General features: G+C 59.2%; 15 protein-coding genes. 8 read left to right on the top strand and 7 right to left on the bottom strand.

Annotated elements, in window-relative coordinates; genetic code table 11:
- Positions 1-8: 8 nt before the first annotated feature.
- Both ELE36_RS01400 and radC read right to left on the bottom strand, forming a co-directional pair.
- On the bottom strand, positions 9-1088 hold the full coding sequence (locus ELE36_RS01400; protein WP_129831399.1) for a hypothetical protein: 1080 nt from the start codon (positions 1086-1088) through the stop codon (positions 9-11).
- A 103-nt stretch (positions 1089-1191) separates the two neighbouring features.
- Positions 1192-1866 (bottom strand): RadC family protein, encoded by a 675-nt coding sequence (gene radC, locus ELE36_RS01405; protein ID WP_129831400.1) that lies wholly within the window; start codon positions 1864-1866, stop codon positions 1192-1194.
- Positions 1867-2064: 198 nt separating this feature from the next.
- On the opposite strand from radC, the gene coaBC reads away from it, so the two are divergent.
- The 3 genes from coaBC to ELE36_RS01420 all read left to right on the top strand — a co-directional run bounded on the left by coaBC (position 2065) and on the right by ELE36_RS01420 (position 6355).
- A complete protein-coding gene (gene coaBC / locus ELE36_RS01410) occupies positions 2065-3276 on the top strand; it encodes a bifunctional phosphopantothenoylcysteine decarboxylase/phosphopantothenate--cysteine ligase CoaBC (RefSeq protein WP_129831401.1) in 1212 nt (403 codons plus the stop codon).
- On the top strand, positions 3273-3752 hold the full coding sequence (gene dut / locus ELE36_RS01415; protein ID WP_207215841.1) for a dUTP diphosphatase: 480 nt from the start codon (positions 3273-3275) through the stop codon (positions 3750-3752). Before coaBC ends, dut begins: the two co-directional genes overlap by 4 nt.
- A 245-nt stretch (positions 3753-3997) precedes the next feature.
- The gene (locus ELE36_RS01420) at positions 3998-6355 is read left to right on the top strand and encodes a phosphomannomutase/phosphoglucomutase (RefSeq protein WP_129831402.1); all 2358 of its coding nucleotides are present in this window, start codon (positions 3998-4000) and stop codon (positions 6353-6355) included.
- Positions 6356-6469: 114 nt separating this feature from the next.
- On the opposite strand, the gene ELE36_RS01425 is transcribed toward ELE36_RS01420, so the two are convergent.
- The 3 genes from ELE36_RS01425 to pyrE all read right to left on the bottom strand — a co-directional run bounded on the left by ELE36_RS01425 (position 6470) and on the right by pyrE (position 8215).
- Positions 6470-6853 carry a 2OG-Fe(II) oxygenase gene (locus ELE36_RS01425; protein ID WP_129831403.1) on the bottom strand — a complete coding sequence of 128 codons (384 nt, stop codon included), beginning with the start codon at positions 6851-6853 and terminating at the stop codon, positions 6470-6472.
- 13 nt (positions 6854-6866) lie between these two features.
- A complete protein-coding gene (locus ELE36_RS01430; RefSeq protein WP_129831404.1) occupies positions 6867-7502 on the bottom strand; it encodes a DUF4124 domain-containing protein in 636 nt (211 codons plus the stop codon).
- Between the two features lie 71 nt (positions 7503-7573).
- On the bottom strand, positions 7574-8215 hold the full coding sequence (gene pyrE / locus ELE36_RS01435) for an orotate phosphoribosyltransferase (RefSeq protein WP_129836541.1): 642 nt from the start codon (positions 8213-8215) through the stop codon (positions 7574-7576).
- A gap of 135 nt (positions 8216-8350) precedes the next feature.
- On the opposite strand from pyrE, the gene ELE36_RS01440 reads away from it, so the two are divergent.
- From ELE36_RS01440 to ELE36_RS01455, 4 genes are all read left to right on the top strand, one after another.
- A complete protein-coding gene (locus tag ELE36_RS01440; RefSeq protein ID WP_129831405.1) occupies positions 8351-9121 on the top strand; it encodes an exodeoxyribonuclease III in 771 nt (256 codons plus the stop codon).
- A 7-nt stretch (positions 9122-9128) separates the two neighbouring features.
- Positions 9129-10433: an AmpG family muropeptide MFS transporter gene (locus ELE36_RS01445; protein ID WP_242512331.1), complete on the top strand. Its 1305-nt coding sequence runs from the start codon at positions 9129-9131 to the stop codon at positions 10431-10433.
- Positions 10434-10593: 160 nt separating this feature from the next.
- A complete protein-coding gene (locus ELE36_RS01450; protein WP_129831406.1) occupies positions 10594-11346 on the top strand; it encodes a class III extradiol ring-cleavage dioxygenase family protein in 753 nt (250 codons plus the stop codon).
- Positions 11346-12020, top strand: a complete 675-nt coding sequence (locus ELE36_RS01455; protein ID WP_129831407.1) for a hypothetical protein — start codon at positions 11346-11348, stop codon at positions 12018-12020. Before ELE36_RS01450 ends, ELE36_RS01455 begins: the two co-directional genes overlap by 1 nt.
- A 45-nt stretch (positions 12021-12065) precedes the next feature.
- On the opposite strand, the gene ELE36_RS01460 is transcribed toward ELE36_RS01455, so the two are convergent.
- Together ELE36_RS01460 and ELE36_RS01465 are read right to left on the bottom strand one after the other, a co-directional pair.
- Positions 12066-13187 carry an anhydro-N-acetylmuramic acid kinase gene (locus ELE36_RS01460; RefSeq protein WP_129831408.1) on the bottom strand — a complete coding sequence of 374 codons (1122 nt, stop codon included), beginning with the start codon at positions 13185-13187 and terminating at the stop codon, positions 12066-12068.
- Positions 13188-13209: 22 nt separating this feature from the next.
- A complete protein-coding gene (locus ELE36_RS01465; protein ID WP_129831409.1) occupies positions 13210-14658 on the bottom strand; it encodes a peptidoglycan DD-metalloendopeptidase family protein in 1449 nt (482 codons plus the stop codon).
- 202 nt (positions 14659-14860) lie between these two features.
- On the opposite strand from ELE36_RS01465, the gene tyrS reads away from it, so the two are divergent.
- Complete coding sequence (gene tyrS, locus ELE36_RS01470; RefSeq protein WP_129831410.1) at positions 14861-16072, top strand: tyrosine--tRNA ligase; 1212 nt, start codon at positions 14861-14863, stop codon at positions 16070-16072.
- The last annotated feature ends 146 nt before the right edge of the window (positions 16073-16218 follow it).

Below are 16218 nucleotides of genomic sequence, written 5' to 3' on the forward strand. Positions count from 1 at the left end.
GGTCGCGATCAGGCAATGCCGGCGACAACCTCGCGATAGATCGCGATCACGCCGTCGCCGGTTTTTGGCATGCCTTGCATCGCGATACGTGCGCGCAAAGCCATCGTTTGCGCCTGCAGACGCGCGGCATTTTCCTGCTTCGCGGCCTCGAACGTGGCGCGTCCGATTTCCGAATGGAAACGATGCAGGTCAAAAAAATAGCGCTCCTGCCCATCGGTCAGAAACGCCAGCACCGGCGCCGCCGAGCTTTCGTCCTGCAGGCAGCGATGACTGCGCATCTCGCGCTCGCGACAGAGTCGCTCCGCGCTCGCGGCGAATACCGGAAACGGCGCGGCAACATTCGCGGTATCCAGATCGGCGGCCAGCAACGCCAGCGGCAATGCGTGTTGCAAATCCTCATCGCTACGCCAGTCCGGCAGATGATCGTCGAGTTTGCGATCCAGCCGTTGCGCCAAGGCGCCGCCGCTTTGCGCGAGTTCGGCACTGTTGTATTCGAGATCGTTCGGCGCCGGGCGCGCATCGAACGTGCTGCCGGCAATCATCAGCGCCATCGATTTGTATAGCGCCAGCGCGGTGCTGTCGTCGAAACCGCAAATCTGCAGGATGCGAAACGTTTCCTCGATGCTGGCCTGCTCGTTGCTGCCAACTCCGGCGACAAATTGCGGTTTCTCGCGCTGGCGCAGATCGTGGCCGGCGGCAAATAGCGACAGCAGATACCAGTCGCGCAGTTGCAGTCCGTTCACGCCGATGTGATCGAGCAGGCAATCGATCCGTGTGCCAAGAATCTCAAGGATATGTTCTTCGTTGTGGTACGCGTGGAAATCCGTCCCCCACGAACCATGCCGAAACGCGAGTCGGCAGAATGCAATCAGCAAGGTATTTTCGCCGCGCTCGACTTCGCTGGCATCGTGCAGTTGCCATTGCGGAACCTTGCTGATGCGTTCGCGCCGCTGTTGCAATAGCGCCAGTAAATCCGGGCGTCGCGCGGTGACAAGCGCGCGCGCAGTCGCTGCATCCGCGACGTGTTGCTCGATTTCGTCGGCCGGAAATTTTCGAGGAAACTGCAGCAGCATCGCCGTCTTGGGCATCGCACACAGACATCCGTTTGGAGTTCGCGGATTGTGCTCGAAGCGCGCAAAAAAACCTATCGCTAAAAATACAGTTGCGACGTGGTTGGCAAAAACTCGCCGTTCAAATCCAGCCGCGTTGCGCGAGCGAGGTTGGTACACCACGACCGACGATGAAATGATCGAGCACACGCACATCGATCAAGGCCAAAGCGTCGCGCAAATGCCGCGTGATATCGCGGTCGGCCTGACTCGGCTCGGCCACGCCCGACGGATGGTTGTGCGCAAAAATAACCGCGGCGGCATTCAGTGCGAGGCAGCGTCGCACGACTTCGCGCGGATGCACGCTGGCGCCATCAATGGTGCCGCGGAACAATTCTTCGCACGCGATCACACGCTGGCGCTGGTCGAGGAAAACACACGCAAATACTTCGTAGGAATATCCGCCGAGACGCGCCTTGAGATAATCGGCGCACGCGCCAGGATGAGTCAAGGCGATGTCGCGTTTGAGTTCTTCGCCGAGATAACGGCGCGCCAGCTCGAGCGCGGCCAGCAGTTTGCAGGCCTTGGCCGGGCCGAGGCCGGAGGCTTCGAGTAGTTGTGCAATATCGAGTTCGAGCAGCGTGCGCAAACTGCCATAGCGCTGCAACAGCTCACGACCGAGATCGACGGCACTTTGCCCACGCCGACCGCTGCCGAGAAACAGCGCGAGTAACTCAGCATCGGATAACGCTGCCGCACCGCGTTCCAGCAACTTTTCGCGCGGACGTTCGCCGACCGGCCAATCGCGAATGCTCATAAGCGGATTTGGTCCATTCGGCATGGCCGAACAGATTCGGACGTAATGGCAGATCGATCAATTTGTGTGCGCTGGCGAGCTGTCATAACTATCCTTTGCGGGTGTTTCAGCATAAACATCGGCTATTGCGAGTGACAGCGGCGCGTGGCACGAATTCCGGTAAGCTATCGGCGCGTTGTTTTGTGAGCATTTTCGTACATGAGCACACCTGATCTTTCCAAAGTGCGCGTGCTGCTGGGCGTCTCCGGCGGCATTGCGGCATACAAGGCCGCCGAACTGGTGCGGCGTCTCGGCGATGCCGGCGCCGAAGTGCGCGTGGTGCTGACGGCCGGGGCTACACATTTCGTCACACCGCTGACGTTCCAGGCATTGTGCGGACAACCGGTGCGTAGCGGTTTGTGGGACGAAGCCGCCGAGTCGGCGATGGGGCACATCGAACTTGCGCGTTGGGCGGAACATATCCTGATCGCGCCCGCGACAGCGAATATTCTCGCGCGCCTCGCGCACGGTCTGGCCGATGATTTGCTGACCACGTTGTGCCTCGCGAGTGCGGCGCCGTTGGCGGTGGCGCCATCGATGAATCGGCAGATGTGGGCGCACGCGGCAACGCAGGCGAATATTGTCACTTTGCGCCAGCGCGGCGTGCATTTTCTCGGGCCTGATTCCGGCGATCAGGCCTGCGGTGATATCGGCACCGGGCGCCTGCTCGAACCCGATGACATTGTCGCGGGTTTGATCGCGCTGCGTGGACCGCGACCGCTTGCGGGCAAACGCGTGCTGGTGAGTGCCGGGCCGACTTACGAAGACATCGATCCAGTGCGTTTTGTCGGCAATCGCAGCTCTGGTCGTATGGGCTTCGCGGTGGCCCGCGCCGCCGCCGAACAAGGCGCGGAAGTAACCTTGATCGCCGGGCCGGTGGCGCTCGATACGCCGAGCGGCGTTATGCGGGTAGATGTGCGCAGCGCCGAACAGATGCGCAGCGCGGTATTGCAGCACGCTACCGTCAACGAGATTTTCATTTCCGCCGCGGCGGTTGGTGATTACCGGCCGCAAAGCGTCGCGCCACACAAGCTCAAGAAAACGGGTCAAGGTCTGGCACTAGCTCTGACCGAAAATCCGGACATTCTTGCCGAGGTCGCGGCGCTGCCGGAGCATCCGTTTCTGGTAGGTTTCGCCGCCGAAACCGAATCGGTCGAGGAATACGCGCGCGCCAAACTGCTGCGCAAGAATCTCGACATGATCGCAGCAAATTGCGTCGGCAACGGCTGCGGTTTTGAAGCCGAAGACAATCAGCTCAACGTGATCTGGCGGGAAGGCAGCGAGTGCTTGCCGCGCGCATCAAAGTTGGTGCTTGCGCATCAATTGCTGGCGCGCGTGCTGGAGCGTTACCAGGCCAGCGGTCGTCCATGAGTTTTCCGGCACATATTTTAATTCACGAGATCGAGCTGAAGATTCTCGATCCACGCATCGGCACCAGCATCGCGTTGCCGCATTACGCTACGACGGGTTCGGCCGGCATGGATTTGCGTGCCGCGCCGATCGAGCCGATTACGCTGCAGGCGGGCGAGTCGGCGCTGATTCCTACCGGCATTGCGGTGCATATTCGCAACCCGGAATTGTGCGCCGTCATCCTGCCGCGCTCGGGTCTGGGACATAAACACGGCATCGTGCTCGGCAATCTGGTTGGTCTGATCGATTCGGACTATCAAGGCCCGCTGATGATTTCGTGCTGGAACCGTTCTGCGCAGGCCTTTACTATTGCGCCGGGGGATCGCATTGCACAATTGGTTTTGATGCCGGTCATGCGCGCGGAGTTTCGTTTGGTGGATGAGTTTGCCGCGAGCGAACGCGGCGCGGGCGGCTTCGGTCACTCGGGTGTGGCATGAGGATTGCTGGCACAAACGCGTTGGAAATTTTCGTGGCAATACAACTCGTGCGCTAGTGTCCTGTCTCACAAGTAAGGCGAAGAAATTCCGGATGGATTTCGGTGCGAGACAAGGCGCGAGGAGGAACCATAGCGGGACTATGGTGACGACGAGCAACGCGGTATCGCGCCGGAAGACGCCGGAATTATTTGATGGTACTTGTGAGACAGGACACTAGCGGCGTATGGCAAAGGGCCAATCCAGATATGCCTCATAAAAATGCATTGCGCGTGATGTTGCCGCGACTGCTGCTGCTCGCAGCGGCAACCGTGTTGCTGATCGGCGGCATGTTTGTCGCCTGGCAGGCCTGGCAGATTTACAGCGCCGAACATGCCGTGGCGGCCGCGTTGCAAATACGCGATCAGCAAGCTGCCGCATTAAGCCGTTTGCTGCTGGACACGCAAAAGCGTGCCGAACAATCCGTTGCTGATGAGTCAGTGCTGGCGACGCTCGGCAACGCCGATGAAGCTGGCCGGACCGCCGCCGCTCTGGCGATACAAACACAATGGCCGGAGTTGCTCGGCGCTGAATTTTACAGCCCGGAAATCGTTGAAGTGATGCGCGCCGATTTGGTCAAATTCGGCTACGCCCGCGCGGCGATGCTGGTGCAAGCGCATAGTCTGCAAAAAGGCGCGCCCGCGCAGGCACAGGCCGATGGCAAGGACAAACCGCGTTATCTGGCGCTGGCGTTGCCAGTGCAACGTGAACTTAAAACCATCGCGTATGCCTATCTGCAGCTGCCGATGACGCCGTTGCTGACGCTGTTTCATCAGCAATCAGCAATATCCGGCGCGCAGATCGATTTGCGCCAGGGCAGCATCGGCGCGGATCATCTGATTGAGCGGCTCGGCGACGGTGGCGAAAATTCCTCGGCGTTGAGTGTGCCCGTCGCCGGCAGTCTGTTTCGTGTGGCGGTAGCGCAACCCGATCAGTTCGTCGTGCTGCCGCGGCAACCCGCTGTGTTGTCTATCGTCGCGTTGATCCTGCTGCTGCTCGGCGGCGCATTGCTGTGGTTGCGCCAGGCCGGCATCCAGCGCCTGGTCGGCAAAATGCGGCGTCAGGAAAGATACGAGGAAAGCCCGACCTTGGAACAATCGTTGCGCAATCAGGCGTCCGCTCCTGCTTCGACAAACGCCGCGAAACCGATTGCGCGCTTGCCCGCGCCGCGCAAGGATGTGCCGCCGGCGTTGCTCGATCCGGGCATCTTTCGCGCTTACGATATTCGCGGCGTGCTCGGTAAAACCCTTGATGCGGCGGTCGCGCGTGGCATTGGCCACGCTATCGGCAGCGAAGCGCGCGCGCGCGGATTGCTCGAAGTCGTGGTCGGTCGCGACGGACGTTTGTCCGGCCCGGAATTGTCGGCGGCGTTGATCCAGGGTTTGCGCGCGGCGGGCTGCAATGTGATCGATATCGGCGCGGTGCCGACACCGACCTTGTACTTCGCCACGTATCATTTGAATGCCGGCTCCGGTGTCATGGTGACAGGCAGTCACAACCCGCCGGACTACAACGGCTTCAAGATCGTGCTCGGTGGCGAAACCCTCGCCGAAGGCGCGATTCGCGACCTGCATCGACGCATCAATGATGGTGATCTCAGCGCCGGCGAAGGCACGTTGCAGGCGATGGATATCACGCGTGAATACATCGACCGGATCACCGGCGACGTGCAGGTACAACGCAAACTCAAAGTGGTCGTGGATTGCGGCAACGGCATCCCGGGCGCGGTGGCGCCGGCAGTATTGGCCGGCATCGGTTGCGAAATCCTGCCGCTGTATTGCGATGTCGATGGCAACTTTCCCAACCATCATCCCGATCCGTCCGATCCGCATAATCTGCAGGATCTGATCCTCACCGTGAAAAAAACCGGTGCGGATATCGGCCTCGCATTCGATGGTGACGGCGATCGCCTCGGTGTGGTCACGCGTACTGGCGAAATCATCTATCCCGACCGTGTGCTGATGCTGTTCGCGATCGACGTGCTCAGCCGCAATCCGGGCGCGACGATCATCTACGACGTCAAATGCACCGGCCATCTGCAGCCGCTGATTCTGCAGCACGCCGGCAGTCCGGTGATGTGGCGCACAGGGCATTCGCTGATCAAGGCGAAGATGCGCGAAACGCAAGCCGAGTTGGCCGGCGAGATGAGCGGCCATTTCTTTTTCCGCGAACGCTGGTACGGCTTTGATGACGGTATTTATGCGGCAGCGCGACTGCTCGAAATTCTCGCGGGCGATCTCGAAGAACGCCAGCCGCAGGAGATTTTCGACAGCCTGCCGAAAGGCGTCAGCACACCCGAGCTCAAGTTCGAAATGAACGAAGGCGAGAACTATCGTTTCATTGAGCATTTCCAGCAGGCTGCGCAATTCGACGGCGCGCGTGTCACCAAGATCGACGGCGTGCGTGCCGACTGGTCGGACGGCTGGGGCTTGGTGCGAGCATCGAATACCACGCCGATCCTGGTGCTGCGTTTCGATGCCGACGACGCAGCCGCGCTGGAGCGCATCAAGGGCGTATTCCGCAAGCAGATGCTGGCGCTGGATGCGGGGTTGAAGTTGCCGTTTTGATTTTCTGCGAAATGCATCTCGATTTGTATTGTTCAAGAATCTGCTATATCAGCCAGATAGACCGCGGGGGCGAGTCGCGAAGTCTTGTTTGCTGCGTTGACCGTGAGCTTGCCGCTAACTGATATTTCGGCCATACATCCAGCCGAGTGAAAATACATACCGGGTGCCACCCTTCACGCGCGTGACGCTGTGCTCGCATAGGTCCGGGCGGAAAAATTTGATGCGCTTTGAGGCGAAAATTGGGTTTGCGCAGACGAACTCACCGCCAGATTTTGGCGGCTTGAGAACGATGTTTAGACGAAAGTGCCTGCCCAATTGAACTGGATCGGTATGAGGATGAATTTCCGACCCGTCAGGGTAGCGAATGAGATAGCTATCAAAGGGTAGTGGCCAGCGAGCCGTGAACAACAGCATCTTTTCGTAGCCATTGTTTTGGCGCCCGGCTTGCCAGCGAAAGGCCGTAGAAATGTAGCCTCGAATGGAAGCGAAGAGGCTCATAATTGGTAGCGACTCAATGTCCTTCTTTGGCCGCCTTCACCAAATCCCGGTAATGCTGCTGCTGCACTTCAAACTTTTTCGCCAGATCGACTTTCTCTGCCTCGCGACGTGCAATATAAGCGTTGTGATCATTCAGGCTGTTGCGCAGATCGGCAATATGTTTGGTCAGCGTGGGCGGCACGGGCTGGCCGTTGTGCTCGATCTCGCCAGCACGCGCGAGGAAATCAGCGAGGGTTTTTTCCTCATTGGCGATACCGGTTTTTGCTGAAGTGATGTTCTGATCGATCGCATCGATCTGCGCCAGCTGCGCCTTCGCCAGTTCGTCAACGGTCGCGTATGCGGATAGCATCTGTTGATCGTTACGATTTTGCTGATCGTTCTGGCGCTGGGTTTCCTGCTTGCGTTTGGCTTCTTCCTGCGCCGCTTTCAGCTCGCCCGGCGTTTTTGCGCGATCCACATGTTTCACCACGATGCCTTGCGCATTGACGATGTCGTAGCCGACCTCCACCGCTTCTGGTGGCAACGCGTCGGCAAAATGCAGACTGCCTTGCGCGTCTTTCCATTTGTATTTCACATGGCTTGCGGACTGCGCGACGGCGATGCCGGTGCAAAACGTGGCGAGCAGAATAAGGAGGGCAGATTTGCGCATGTCATTCCCCAATAAATCGTGATTGGTATCGATGTGGTAGCGAATAAAACGAAGCCGATATTGGCGTTGTATCACACACCATATTGTTGGCGATATTCAGCGAGTCTGGCGTGATGCAGCGCGAGCGTGGGATTGTTTTGCGTAAGTGTGAGCAACTCGGTCAGGCGTGCGATTGCCAGCACCGGGATGGAAAATTCCGCACTGACTTCCTGCGCTGCCGACAACGTGCTTTGGCCGCGCTCCTCGCGATCCAGCGCAATCAGCACGCCGCACGGCGTCGCGCCATGCGCGTGAATCAGCGCGAGTGATTCGCGGATCGCGGTGCCGGCGGTGATCACATCATCGACGATCAATACGCGCCCGGCGAGCGGCGCGCCGATCAACATGCCGCCTTCGCCGTGCGCCTTGGCCTCCTTGCGGTTGTAGGCCACTGGCACATTGCGATCGTATTTTGTCGCCAGCGTGACTGCGGTGGCGGCGGCCAGCGGAATGCCTTTGTAGGCCGGGCCGAACAACATGTCGAAACCGATATCCGAGGCGAGCACCGATGCCGCGTACGCGCTGCCGAGTGCGGCCAGATCGGCGCCGCTGTCGAAACGCCCAGCGTTGAAAAAATACGGGCTGATACGTCCGGATTTCAGCGTGAATTCGCCAAATCGCAAGGCGTCACGGCGCAGCGCCAGATCGAGAAAGTCGCGTTGATAAGCGTGCACGCGGTTCGGTTCCGAATCGAAAGCGGCCATCATAGCAAGCCCGTTGCATGCAGCGTTGTGACCGCTCGCCGCTGCTGTCCGATCGGCATTGATTCGGCTACTCTGTGGCCTTCGTTTTCACGCCGAACCAAACCCATGCGCATCATTTCTTTCAACGCCAACGGTATCCGTTCGGCGGCGAGCAAAGGCTTCTTCGAATGGCTTGCAACGCAGGATGCAGATGTTGTGTGCCTGCAGGAAACCAAGGCACAGGAACACCAACTTGCCGATGCGCTGTTTCGCCCGCTGGGTTACTCGGTCTATTTCCGCGATGCCAGCACCAAAAAAGGCTATAGCGGTGTCGCGATCTATACACGGCGCGCGCCGGATGAAGTTCGCACCGCGATGGGCTGGACAGATTTCGACGAAGAAGGCCGCTATATTGAAGCGCGTTTCGGCAATCTCAGCGTGGTCTCGTTCTACATCCCGTCGGGAAGTTCCGGCGATGAACGACAGGCATTCAAGTTCAAGGTGATGGACTGGCTCACGCCGCAATTGCAGCAGTGGCGCGACAGCGGACGCGACTACGTTCTGTGCGGCGACTGGAACATCGTGCACACCCGCAACGACATCAAGAACTGGTCGTCGAACCAGAAGAATTCCGGCTGCTTGCCCGCAGAACGCGCGTGGCTCGATCTGCTGTTCGGCGGCCAAGGTTGGGTCGACAGTTTCCGCGCGTTGAAACCCGATGCGGTCGAATACACTTGGTGGTCGAATCGCGGCCAGGCGCGCGCGAACAATGTCGGTTGGCGTATCGATTACCAGATCGTGACGCCATCTTTGCGTGAGCGTTTGCAGAGTTGTTCGATCTATACCGAGCAACGCTTTTCTGATCACGCGCCGTATTTGGTCGACTACCGCGCATGAGTCGGCCATGAGCGCCGCCACGCGCAGCGCCAGACCATCGGTCTGGACTGCGTTCGCGCAGCCCGCGGCGTGGACGATGTTCCTGTTCGGCTTCTCGTCGGGATTGCCGTTTCTGCTGGTCGCCGGCACGCTGGCGTATTGGCTCAAGGAAAACGACATCCAGCTGAAAGACATCACGATGATCGCGAGCGCCGGAATGACGTACGCGTTCAAGTTTCTGTGGGCGCCACTGCTTGATCATTGGCGTATGCCAGGTTTCGCGCAGCTCGGTCAGCGGCGCGGTTGGTTGCTGTTCGCGCAAATCGGTGTGGTGATCGGATTGATCGCCATGGCGGCGCTGACCCCCATGCACTTGTACGCGTTCGTGGCGGCCACGCTCGTCGTCGCGTTTTTTGGCGCGACGCAGGACATTGCGGTTGACGCTTATCGTATCGAAATTGCACCGCTTGACGCGCAAGGCGCACTGGTTGCGACCTATTCGCTGGGCTATCGCATTGCGCTGATTTTGTCGGGCGCATTGGCGCTGATCTTGGCCGATCATCTGCCGTGGAGCTGGGTTTACCTCGTGATGGCTGCCGCCATGATCATTCCGATCCTCGGCAATCTGTACGCGCGCGAGCCGATCGCCGAGCGTTTGCTGCCGGCACGCTGGAGCGATGCGATGCGCTTGGCCATCATCGATCCGTTCGCTGATTTTTTTCGTCGTTATGGCTGGCATCTCGCCGGCGCGACGTTGTTGTTCATCCTGTTGTTCAAGATTCCCGAGCAAGCCACGGTCGGCGGCATCATGAGTCCGTTTTACCGCGACATGGGTTTCAGCAAGACCGAAATCGGCGCGGTAACCAAGATCTACGGCGTGTGGATCGGCATCGTCGGCGTATTTCTCGGCGGCGCTGCGGTCGCGCGGTGGGGCGCGTGGCGCTCGTTGTGTGCGTCGATCATCCTTTGCGGCAGCAGTAATTTGTTGTATCTGTGCCTGATCGCGCATCCGGGCGATTTGATGGTGCTGACGGCGGTGATTTCCTGCGAGAACCTGACCTTGGGTTTCCTCGGCCCGCCCACGGTTGCGTTCTTGTCATCGCTGGTGAATCGCAAACATACGGCGACGCAGTACGCGCTGCTGAGTTCGATGGTCAATCTGCCTGGCAAGGTGCTCGGTTTTTTTGCCGGCGGGATTGCCGCAGCCACCGGTTACGGCATGTATTTCATCATCACGGTGCTCGCCGTCGTGCCGACAGCGGCGTTGTTCATTTATTTGTGGCCGCATTTTCGCGGTCTTGATGCTGCTGACAAGCCGGCTCGGGAGGTCTGAACATCTTGCCGATCATATCGAGGCCATGATGTTTGCTCGTGTCGGCGCGCGTATTCGCTAAAATCGCCGATTAGTGTTGCTTGTCGTAATTATTTCCATGTAATCTCGCGCCGGTTTGTCGGTGCTGTTGCGTGGCACGAATATCATCAGGGGATTCGGGTTGAAAAAAATATCTATTGCGGGCTTCATGCGCGCGGGTTGTTTGTTGGCTCTTGTTTCGATGCTTGCGGCGTGTGTTTCGGCGCCGCCGAAGCAGGCCTACAACCGCGAGGCAAATACGACGATCAAGCGTATCGACATATTGCCGATGCCGAACTCGGAAGTCGGGCTGGATATTCTCAACAATCCGGGCTACAGCTTTGGTTTGATCGGTCTGGCGATCGCGGAAGCGAACATGGCGCCGAAACGCAACTGGATCGAAGCTCAAGTCAGACAGGGAAATTTCGATCACGTCGCAATATTCCGGGAACGTCTCACTCAAGCGATGGCCGCTAAGGGCTATGAGCTGGTGTGGCCGACTTCCATTCTCGAAGATGCGAAAAAACCTGCATCGCGCGACAAGTGGGGTTACCGTCAAAGTTATGCCGCCGATGCGAATGCCGAGGCGCAACTCGATCTGGCGATTCGTTATGTCGGTTACGCTTCCGCCGGCAGCAGCGACAGTGCGCCGTATCGTCCGACCGTGGCACTCTCGGCGAAGCTGGTGAGCCGTGATGGCAAGACTGCGCTGATGGTCGATCAGATCATCTACAACCCGGTTTTCCCCAACAGCCAGTCGGCCATCACCATCAATGCGGATCCGGCCTATACCTATCCCGAATTCAACGCGCTGCAGGCGTCTGGTGCCAAGGCGCTCGATGGTTTGCGCAAGGCGCTTGAAAGCACTGCTGACGAGCTGGCCAAGCAATATTGATGTTGCCGCAGGTGCGTCTCGGTTTCATCGCATGGACGTTGCTCATGAGTGCAACGTTGCCAGGTTGCGTGGCCCAACCTGCACGCACTGGTGTGGTTCGTTATACGACAACGACGGCGTGCGTCGACGCAATATCCGCGCTGCAACCACGTTCGATTCCACCACCGGATAAAAACGACAGCCCGGCAGTATTCGTGTTTGATTCGAGCAGCGTATGTCTGCGTGATGCGCAAAACACCAGGCGACCTGCGCTGCTGCTTTCGTTGGCGGAAGTTTCGATTCCCGCGGAAATCCTGATCAGCTCCTCCGGTCGCGGCGAGGTCACGCTGGCGCCGCTGATCAGCGTGCTCGATAAAGATTTCATCGAGCAATCGCGCTATCCGTTCGAGAAGTTTACAAAGCGTGGCACCGATTTTTCGATGTCTGTGTTCTTGAACGATGCGGGTCGGCAACCGGCGTATTTGCTGATCGTTGCGGATGACGTCTGGCTGGGCAAAGACAATCTCACCGTCGCCGGTAAAAGTCAGACCACAGTGTGGTCAACCGGTTTGGTGACGGGTGCATACACATCTGGCTATGAGGCACGACAATTGTCTACATTTTCCGATCTGGGCAGTTTAACCATCAAGCGGAAAAGCTACGCACCGCCCTCGCTGGAAGAAACGCACAACTAGTTTTGCAGACTGCTTGCGTTGGTCCCGCAACGGTACCAACCACGCTCAGGAATAGATTCCTCCGAGCAAACGCGGCCCGCGCGCGCCGGTAACGGTGTCGATGTTCGATACGGGCCGCGCTTCGATGCGCTCGCGCGCTAGCCATGCAAACAGCATGGCTTCGACGAAATCCGGATCGACTCCAAGAGTCGCCACACTGTCGACGCTAACCGGCGCCAGCGAGTTCGCAAGCGCCTGCAGCAATCGCGCATTGTGCACGCCGCCACCACAAACGAAAACTTCGCGCGTATCGGCGGCGTATGCGCGGATCGCATCGGCGATGGTTTCCGCGGCGAGTGCGAGGAGTGTGGCCTGCACATTGTTCGGGGCGATAGCTAATCCATGCAAATGGCTTTGCAGCCACGTCAGATGAAACACTTCGCGCCCGGTACTTTTGGGTGGTGGTGCGGCGAAGTATGGATCGGATTTGAGTCGTGCAAGCAACTCAATATCAACCTTGCCTGAAGAAGCAAATGCGCCATCGCTATCGTAAGGTTGGCCGAGATGCTGCTCGACCCAAGCATCGAGCAGGCAGCTCGCCGGGCCGGTATCGAATCCCAGCAGGGGCGCGTGCTGATTGCTCGCGAGTGGGTTGCCCGGAAGAATCGTGATGTTGGCGATGCCGCCGAGATTGAGAACGACCCGCGGCGTGGTGCTTGGCGTGAGCATTGCAGCATGAAATGCCGGGGCGAGCGGCGCACCATGACCACCCGCAGCCATGTCGCGACGGCGAAAATCGGCGACGGTGGTGATGCCGGTGTGTTCGGCAATCAGATTCGGATCCCCCAACTGCAATGTATACGGCTGCGCCAACAATGGCCGGTGACGCAGTGTTTGTCCGTGCGAGCCGATCGCGCGAACCGCGCCGGCTGGCACGTTGGCCTTGCGCAACAATTCATTCGCTGCCGCGGCGAACGCGCACGCGATGCGTCCATCGAGTTCGCCAAGCTCATCCAGTGAGATGCGGCCATCGCCTTGCGCGAGCCGCAGAATCTGCTCTCGCAACTCAGGTGGATACGGATACGCGAGGCTGGCGCGCAATTGAATGATCGGCTCGAAGCTGACCAGTGCCGCATCGATGGCATCCGCGCTGGTGCCGGAAATCAGACCGAGATACAACGCGGACATTCAGCTTTCCGGAGCTAGCGAATTATTTGGCGGATGCCAAGCGCTGCGTCGATTCCAGCGTGTGCAGGCGCGCGATCATTGGTTGGCTTTGCAGACGGAAACGTGCGAGTTCGCTGTTTGGCAGCGGTTCGGCTTTCGGCAAGGTCACCGTGAGCGGATCGCGATGTTGCCCATCGATGCGAAATTCGTAATGCAGGTGCGGGCCGGTGGCAAGGCCGGTCATGCCGACAAAACCGATAGTCTGGCCTTGGCTCACATGCTGGCCGACTGCGATGCTGCCGAAGCGCGACATGTGACCGTATAGCGTGCTGTAGTGGCCGCCGTGCTGCAGCACGACCACATTGCCGTAACCGTTTTGCCAGCCGCGGAATGCAACCTTGGCATCACCGGCGGCGCGCACCGGCGTACCGATTGGCGCGGCGTAGTCGACACCTTGATGCGCGCGCATGTAGCCAAGAATTGGATGCATGCGACCGGTCGAGAACATCGAGGAAATTCGTGTGAATGCGACCGGTGTGAGCAGGAAGGTCTTGCGCAGCGGGCGACCGTCTTCGCTGTAATACATGGTGTTGCCTTCGCTATCGGTGTAGCGAATCGCCGAATAACGCTTGCCTTGATTGGTGAACGTCGCGGCGATGATGTCGCCGTCGCGCAGACGGTCGCCTTCGCGATACATGTCGTCGTAGACCACGCTGAAGCTGTCGCCTTCGCGCAGGCCACGCAGGAAATCGATATCGTAGCCGAGTGCATCGGCGAGCTTGAGCACCATCGCATCGCTGAGTCCGGCTTGCTCACCGGCCTCGAACAACGAACGCGTGATCACGCCGTGGCCGATATGAGTGCGGCGTTCCAGCGGCCGATTCAGAATCTGCTGCTGCCCGGCGTTGCTACCAAGGCTCACAGTGACCCGGGTGTGATCGTCGCGATCGAATCGCACTGCGCTGACATGGCCGTCGGTCGTTGTATCAAACGCGAATTCGTCGCCCGGATGGATATTGCGCAACGCGCTGGCGTTGTCGCGATTTTCGAGCACGGTCTGCAGCGCGGTGGCATCGACGCCGGCTTTCTGGAAGATGTCGGACGCGTTCTGCCCGGATTGCACGCTGAAGACACGCCAGTTGTGCGAATCTGCTTCTATCGTCGAGGCCGTTGCATCGATCGGGTTTTCCAGCGCGGGTGGCAACGGCAGGTTCACGGTCAATCGACTGCCCGCATCCGGCGGCGGCTGGCGCATGGCGCTGGCCCAATTCGGCATCACGATGCCGATCAAGACACACAATACGATGGCGGCGCCGCCGAGAATCCAGTGCTCACGGCGCCACGAGATCGGTGCGGTCGCGACGTTCTGCAAAAACGTCCATGCCGACCAGTGCGAGTAAAAACGGAAGTGGCCGCGTTGCGCACGGCGCCGCAGGGCGAGCCGTCTTGCATTGCGTCGTGCGTTCGCGTTGCGAGCAGTCTGTTCGGTCACGTTATCGAAATCCGGCTAGTCGGGGCGTACCATAGCGGTCGGTTCGACAGCCGTCAACGCAAGGCGCCACAAGGGTTTGCATGATGTGGCCGACTAACGAATAATTAACGTCAGCCGCGGTCGAAAACCGCTTTCTTTCGATTTACACCCACGTCGGATGCGCCCGCAAGATCGGGTGTGTATCCGCGTCAACGAGGTAGACATGACCGAACTACAGAATGCGCTCGACCTGATCGGTCGCGGTGCGGAAGAAATCATCAAGCACGAAGATCTGCTCGCGCGCCTCAAGCTCGGCCGCCCGCTGCGCATCAAGGCTGGATTCGATCCGACCGCACCGGATCTGCACCTCGGTCATACCGTGTTGCTCAACAAGATGCGCCAATTCCAAGAGCTCGGTCATCAGGTGATTTTTCTGATCGGCGACTTCACCGGCATGATCGGTGATCCGACCGGCAAGAACGTCACGCGCAAGCCGCTTACGCCCGAGGAGATCGCCGCCAACGCGCGCACCTATGAGGCGCAGGTATACAAGGTGCTGGATCGCGAACGCACCGAGATCCGTTTCAACTCGGAGTGGTTCGGTGCGATGACGGCGGCGGACATGATCAAGCTCGCGGCCAAACACACGGTAGCGCGCATGCTCGAGCGCGACGATTTCGACAAACGCTACAAGGGCGGCCTGCCGATCGCAATCCACGAATTCTTGTATCCGCTGGTGCAAGGCTACGATTCGGTCGCGCTGAAAGCAGATGTCGAACTCGGTGGCACCGATCAGAAATTCAACCTCCTGGTTGGCCGGCAATTGCAGGAGGACGTTGGCCAGCCGCCGCAGATCGTGTTGACCATGCCGTTGCTCGAAGGCCTGGATGGTGTCAACAAGATGTCCAAGTCACTCGGCAACTATATCGGCATCAATGAGCCGGCGAATGAGATCTTCGGCAAGACGATGCGTTTGTCAGACGATCTGATGTGGCGCTATTTCGAGCTGTTGTCGTTTGCGAAATCCACAGCGGATATCCAGCGCATGCGTGCCGAGGTCGCTGGCGGCCAGCTCAATCCGCGCGATTGCAAGATGGATCTGGCGGCGGAGCTGGTGGCGCGGTTCCATGATCAAGCCGCCGCGACGGCATCCGTGCAACATTGGCATGAGGTGGTGCAAGGCGGTGGCGTACCGCAGGATATCGTCGCGCAGGATATTGGTGTGCCCGTGGAAGGTCTGCGGCTTGGCGCTTTGCTCAAGGCCGCGGGGCTGGCGCCGAGTACATCGGAAGCGACACGCAAAATTAGCGAGCGCGCAGTGCGCGTGGATGGCGAGGTCGTCGAAGATCGCGAGCGTATGTTTGCAGCCGGCGCGGAGCATTTGTTGCAGCTCGGCAAGCGTGGATTTGCGCGTGTTCGCCTGATCGCCGCATAGGAATTTCGTTTTACGAAAATATTTCTATGCAAACGAAAGCGTGTCCGCTAGTATGCGCGGCCCTGCAGAGGAGCGGCGTCGAAGGCGGGTTGAGTCGGCGCGATTTGTAGGGGGAGATTGATGAGCGTTTGGTTGGAACCTGGGTT

Source organism: Pseudolysobacter antarcticus, assembly GCF_004168365.1.
GTDB classification, from domain to species: Bacteria; Pseudomonadota; Gammaproteobacteria; order Xanthomonadales; family Rhodanobacteraceae; genus Pseudolysobacter; species Pseudolysobacter antarcticus.

What these genes read in the sequence shown, in the direction of transcription:
- ELE36_RS01400 (WP_129831399.1), bottom strand. Translation starts at nt 1,088, where the DNA reads ATGCCCAAGACGGCGATGCTGCTGCAGTTTCCTCGAAAATTTCCGGCC.
- radC (WP_129831400.1), bottom strand. Translation starts at nt 1,866, where the DNA reads ATGAGCATTCGCGATTGGCCGGTCGGCGAACGTCCGCGCGAAAAGTTG.
- coaBC (WP_129831401.1), top strand. Translation starts at nt 2,065, where the DNA reads ATGAGCACACCTGATCTTTCCAAAGTGCGCGTGCTGCTGGGCGTCTCC.
- dut (WP_207215841.1), top strand. Translation starts at nt 3,273, where the DNA reads ATGAGTTTTCCGGCACATATTTTAATTCACGAGATCGAGCTGAAGATT.
- ELE36_RS01420 (WP_129831402.1), top strand. Translation starts at nt 3,998, where the DNA reads ATGCCTCATAAAAATGCATTGCGCGTGATGTTGCCGCGACTGCTGCTG.
- ELE36_RS01425 (WP_129831403.1), bottom strand. Translation starts at nt 6,853, where the DNA reads ATGAGCCTCTTCGCTTCCATTCGAGGCTACATTTCTACGGCCTTTCGC.
- ELE36_RS01430 (WP_129831404.1), bottom strand. Translation starts at nt 7,502, where the DNA reads ATGCGCAAATCTGCCCTCCTTATTCTGCTCGCCACGTTTTGCACCGGC.
- ELE36_RS01440 (WP_129831405.1), top strand. Translation starts at nt 8,351, where the DNA reads ATGCGCATCATTTCTTTCAACGCCAACGGTATCCGTTCGGCGGCGAGC.
- ELE36_RS01445 (WP_242512331.1), top strand. Translation starts at nt 9,129, where the DNA reads ATGAGCGCCGCCACGCGCAGCGCCAGACCATCGGTCTGGACTGCGTTC.
- ELE36_RS01455 (WP_129831407.1), top strand. Translation starts at nt 11,346, where the DNA reads ATGTTGCCGCAGGTGCGTCTCGGTTTCATCGCATGGACGTTGCTCATG.
- ELE36_RS01460 (WP_129831408.1), bottom strand. Translation starts at nt 13,187, where the DNA reads ATGTCCGCGTTGTATCTCGGTCTGATTTCCGGCACCAGCGCGGATGCC.
- tyrS (WP_129831410.1), top strand. Translation starts at nt 14,861, where the DNA reads ATGACCGAACTACAGAATGCGCTCGACCTGATCGGTCGCGGTGCGGAA.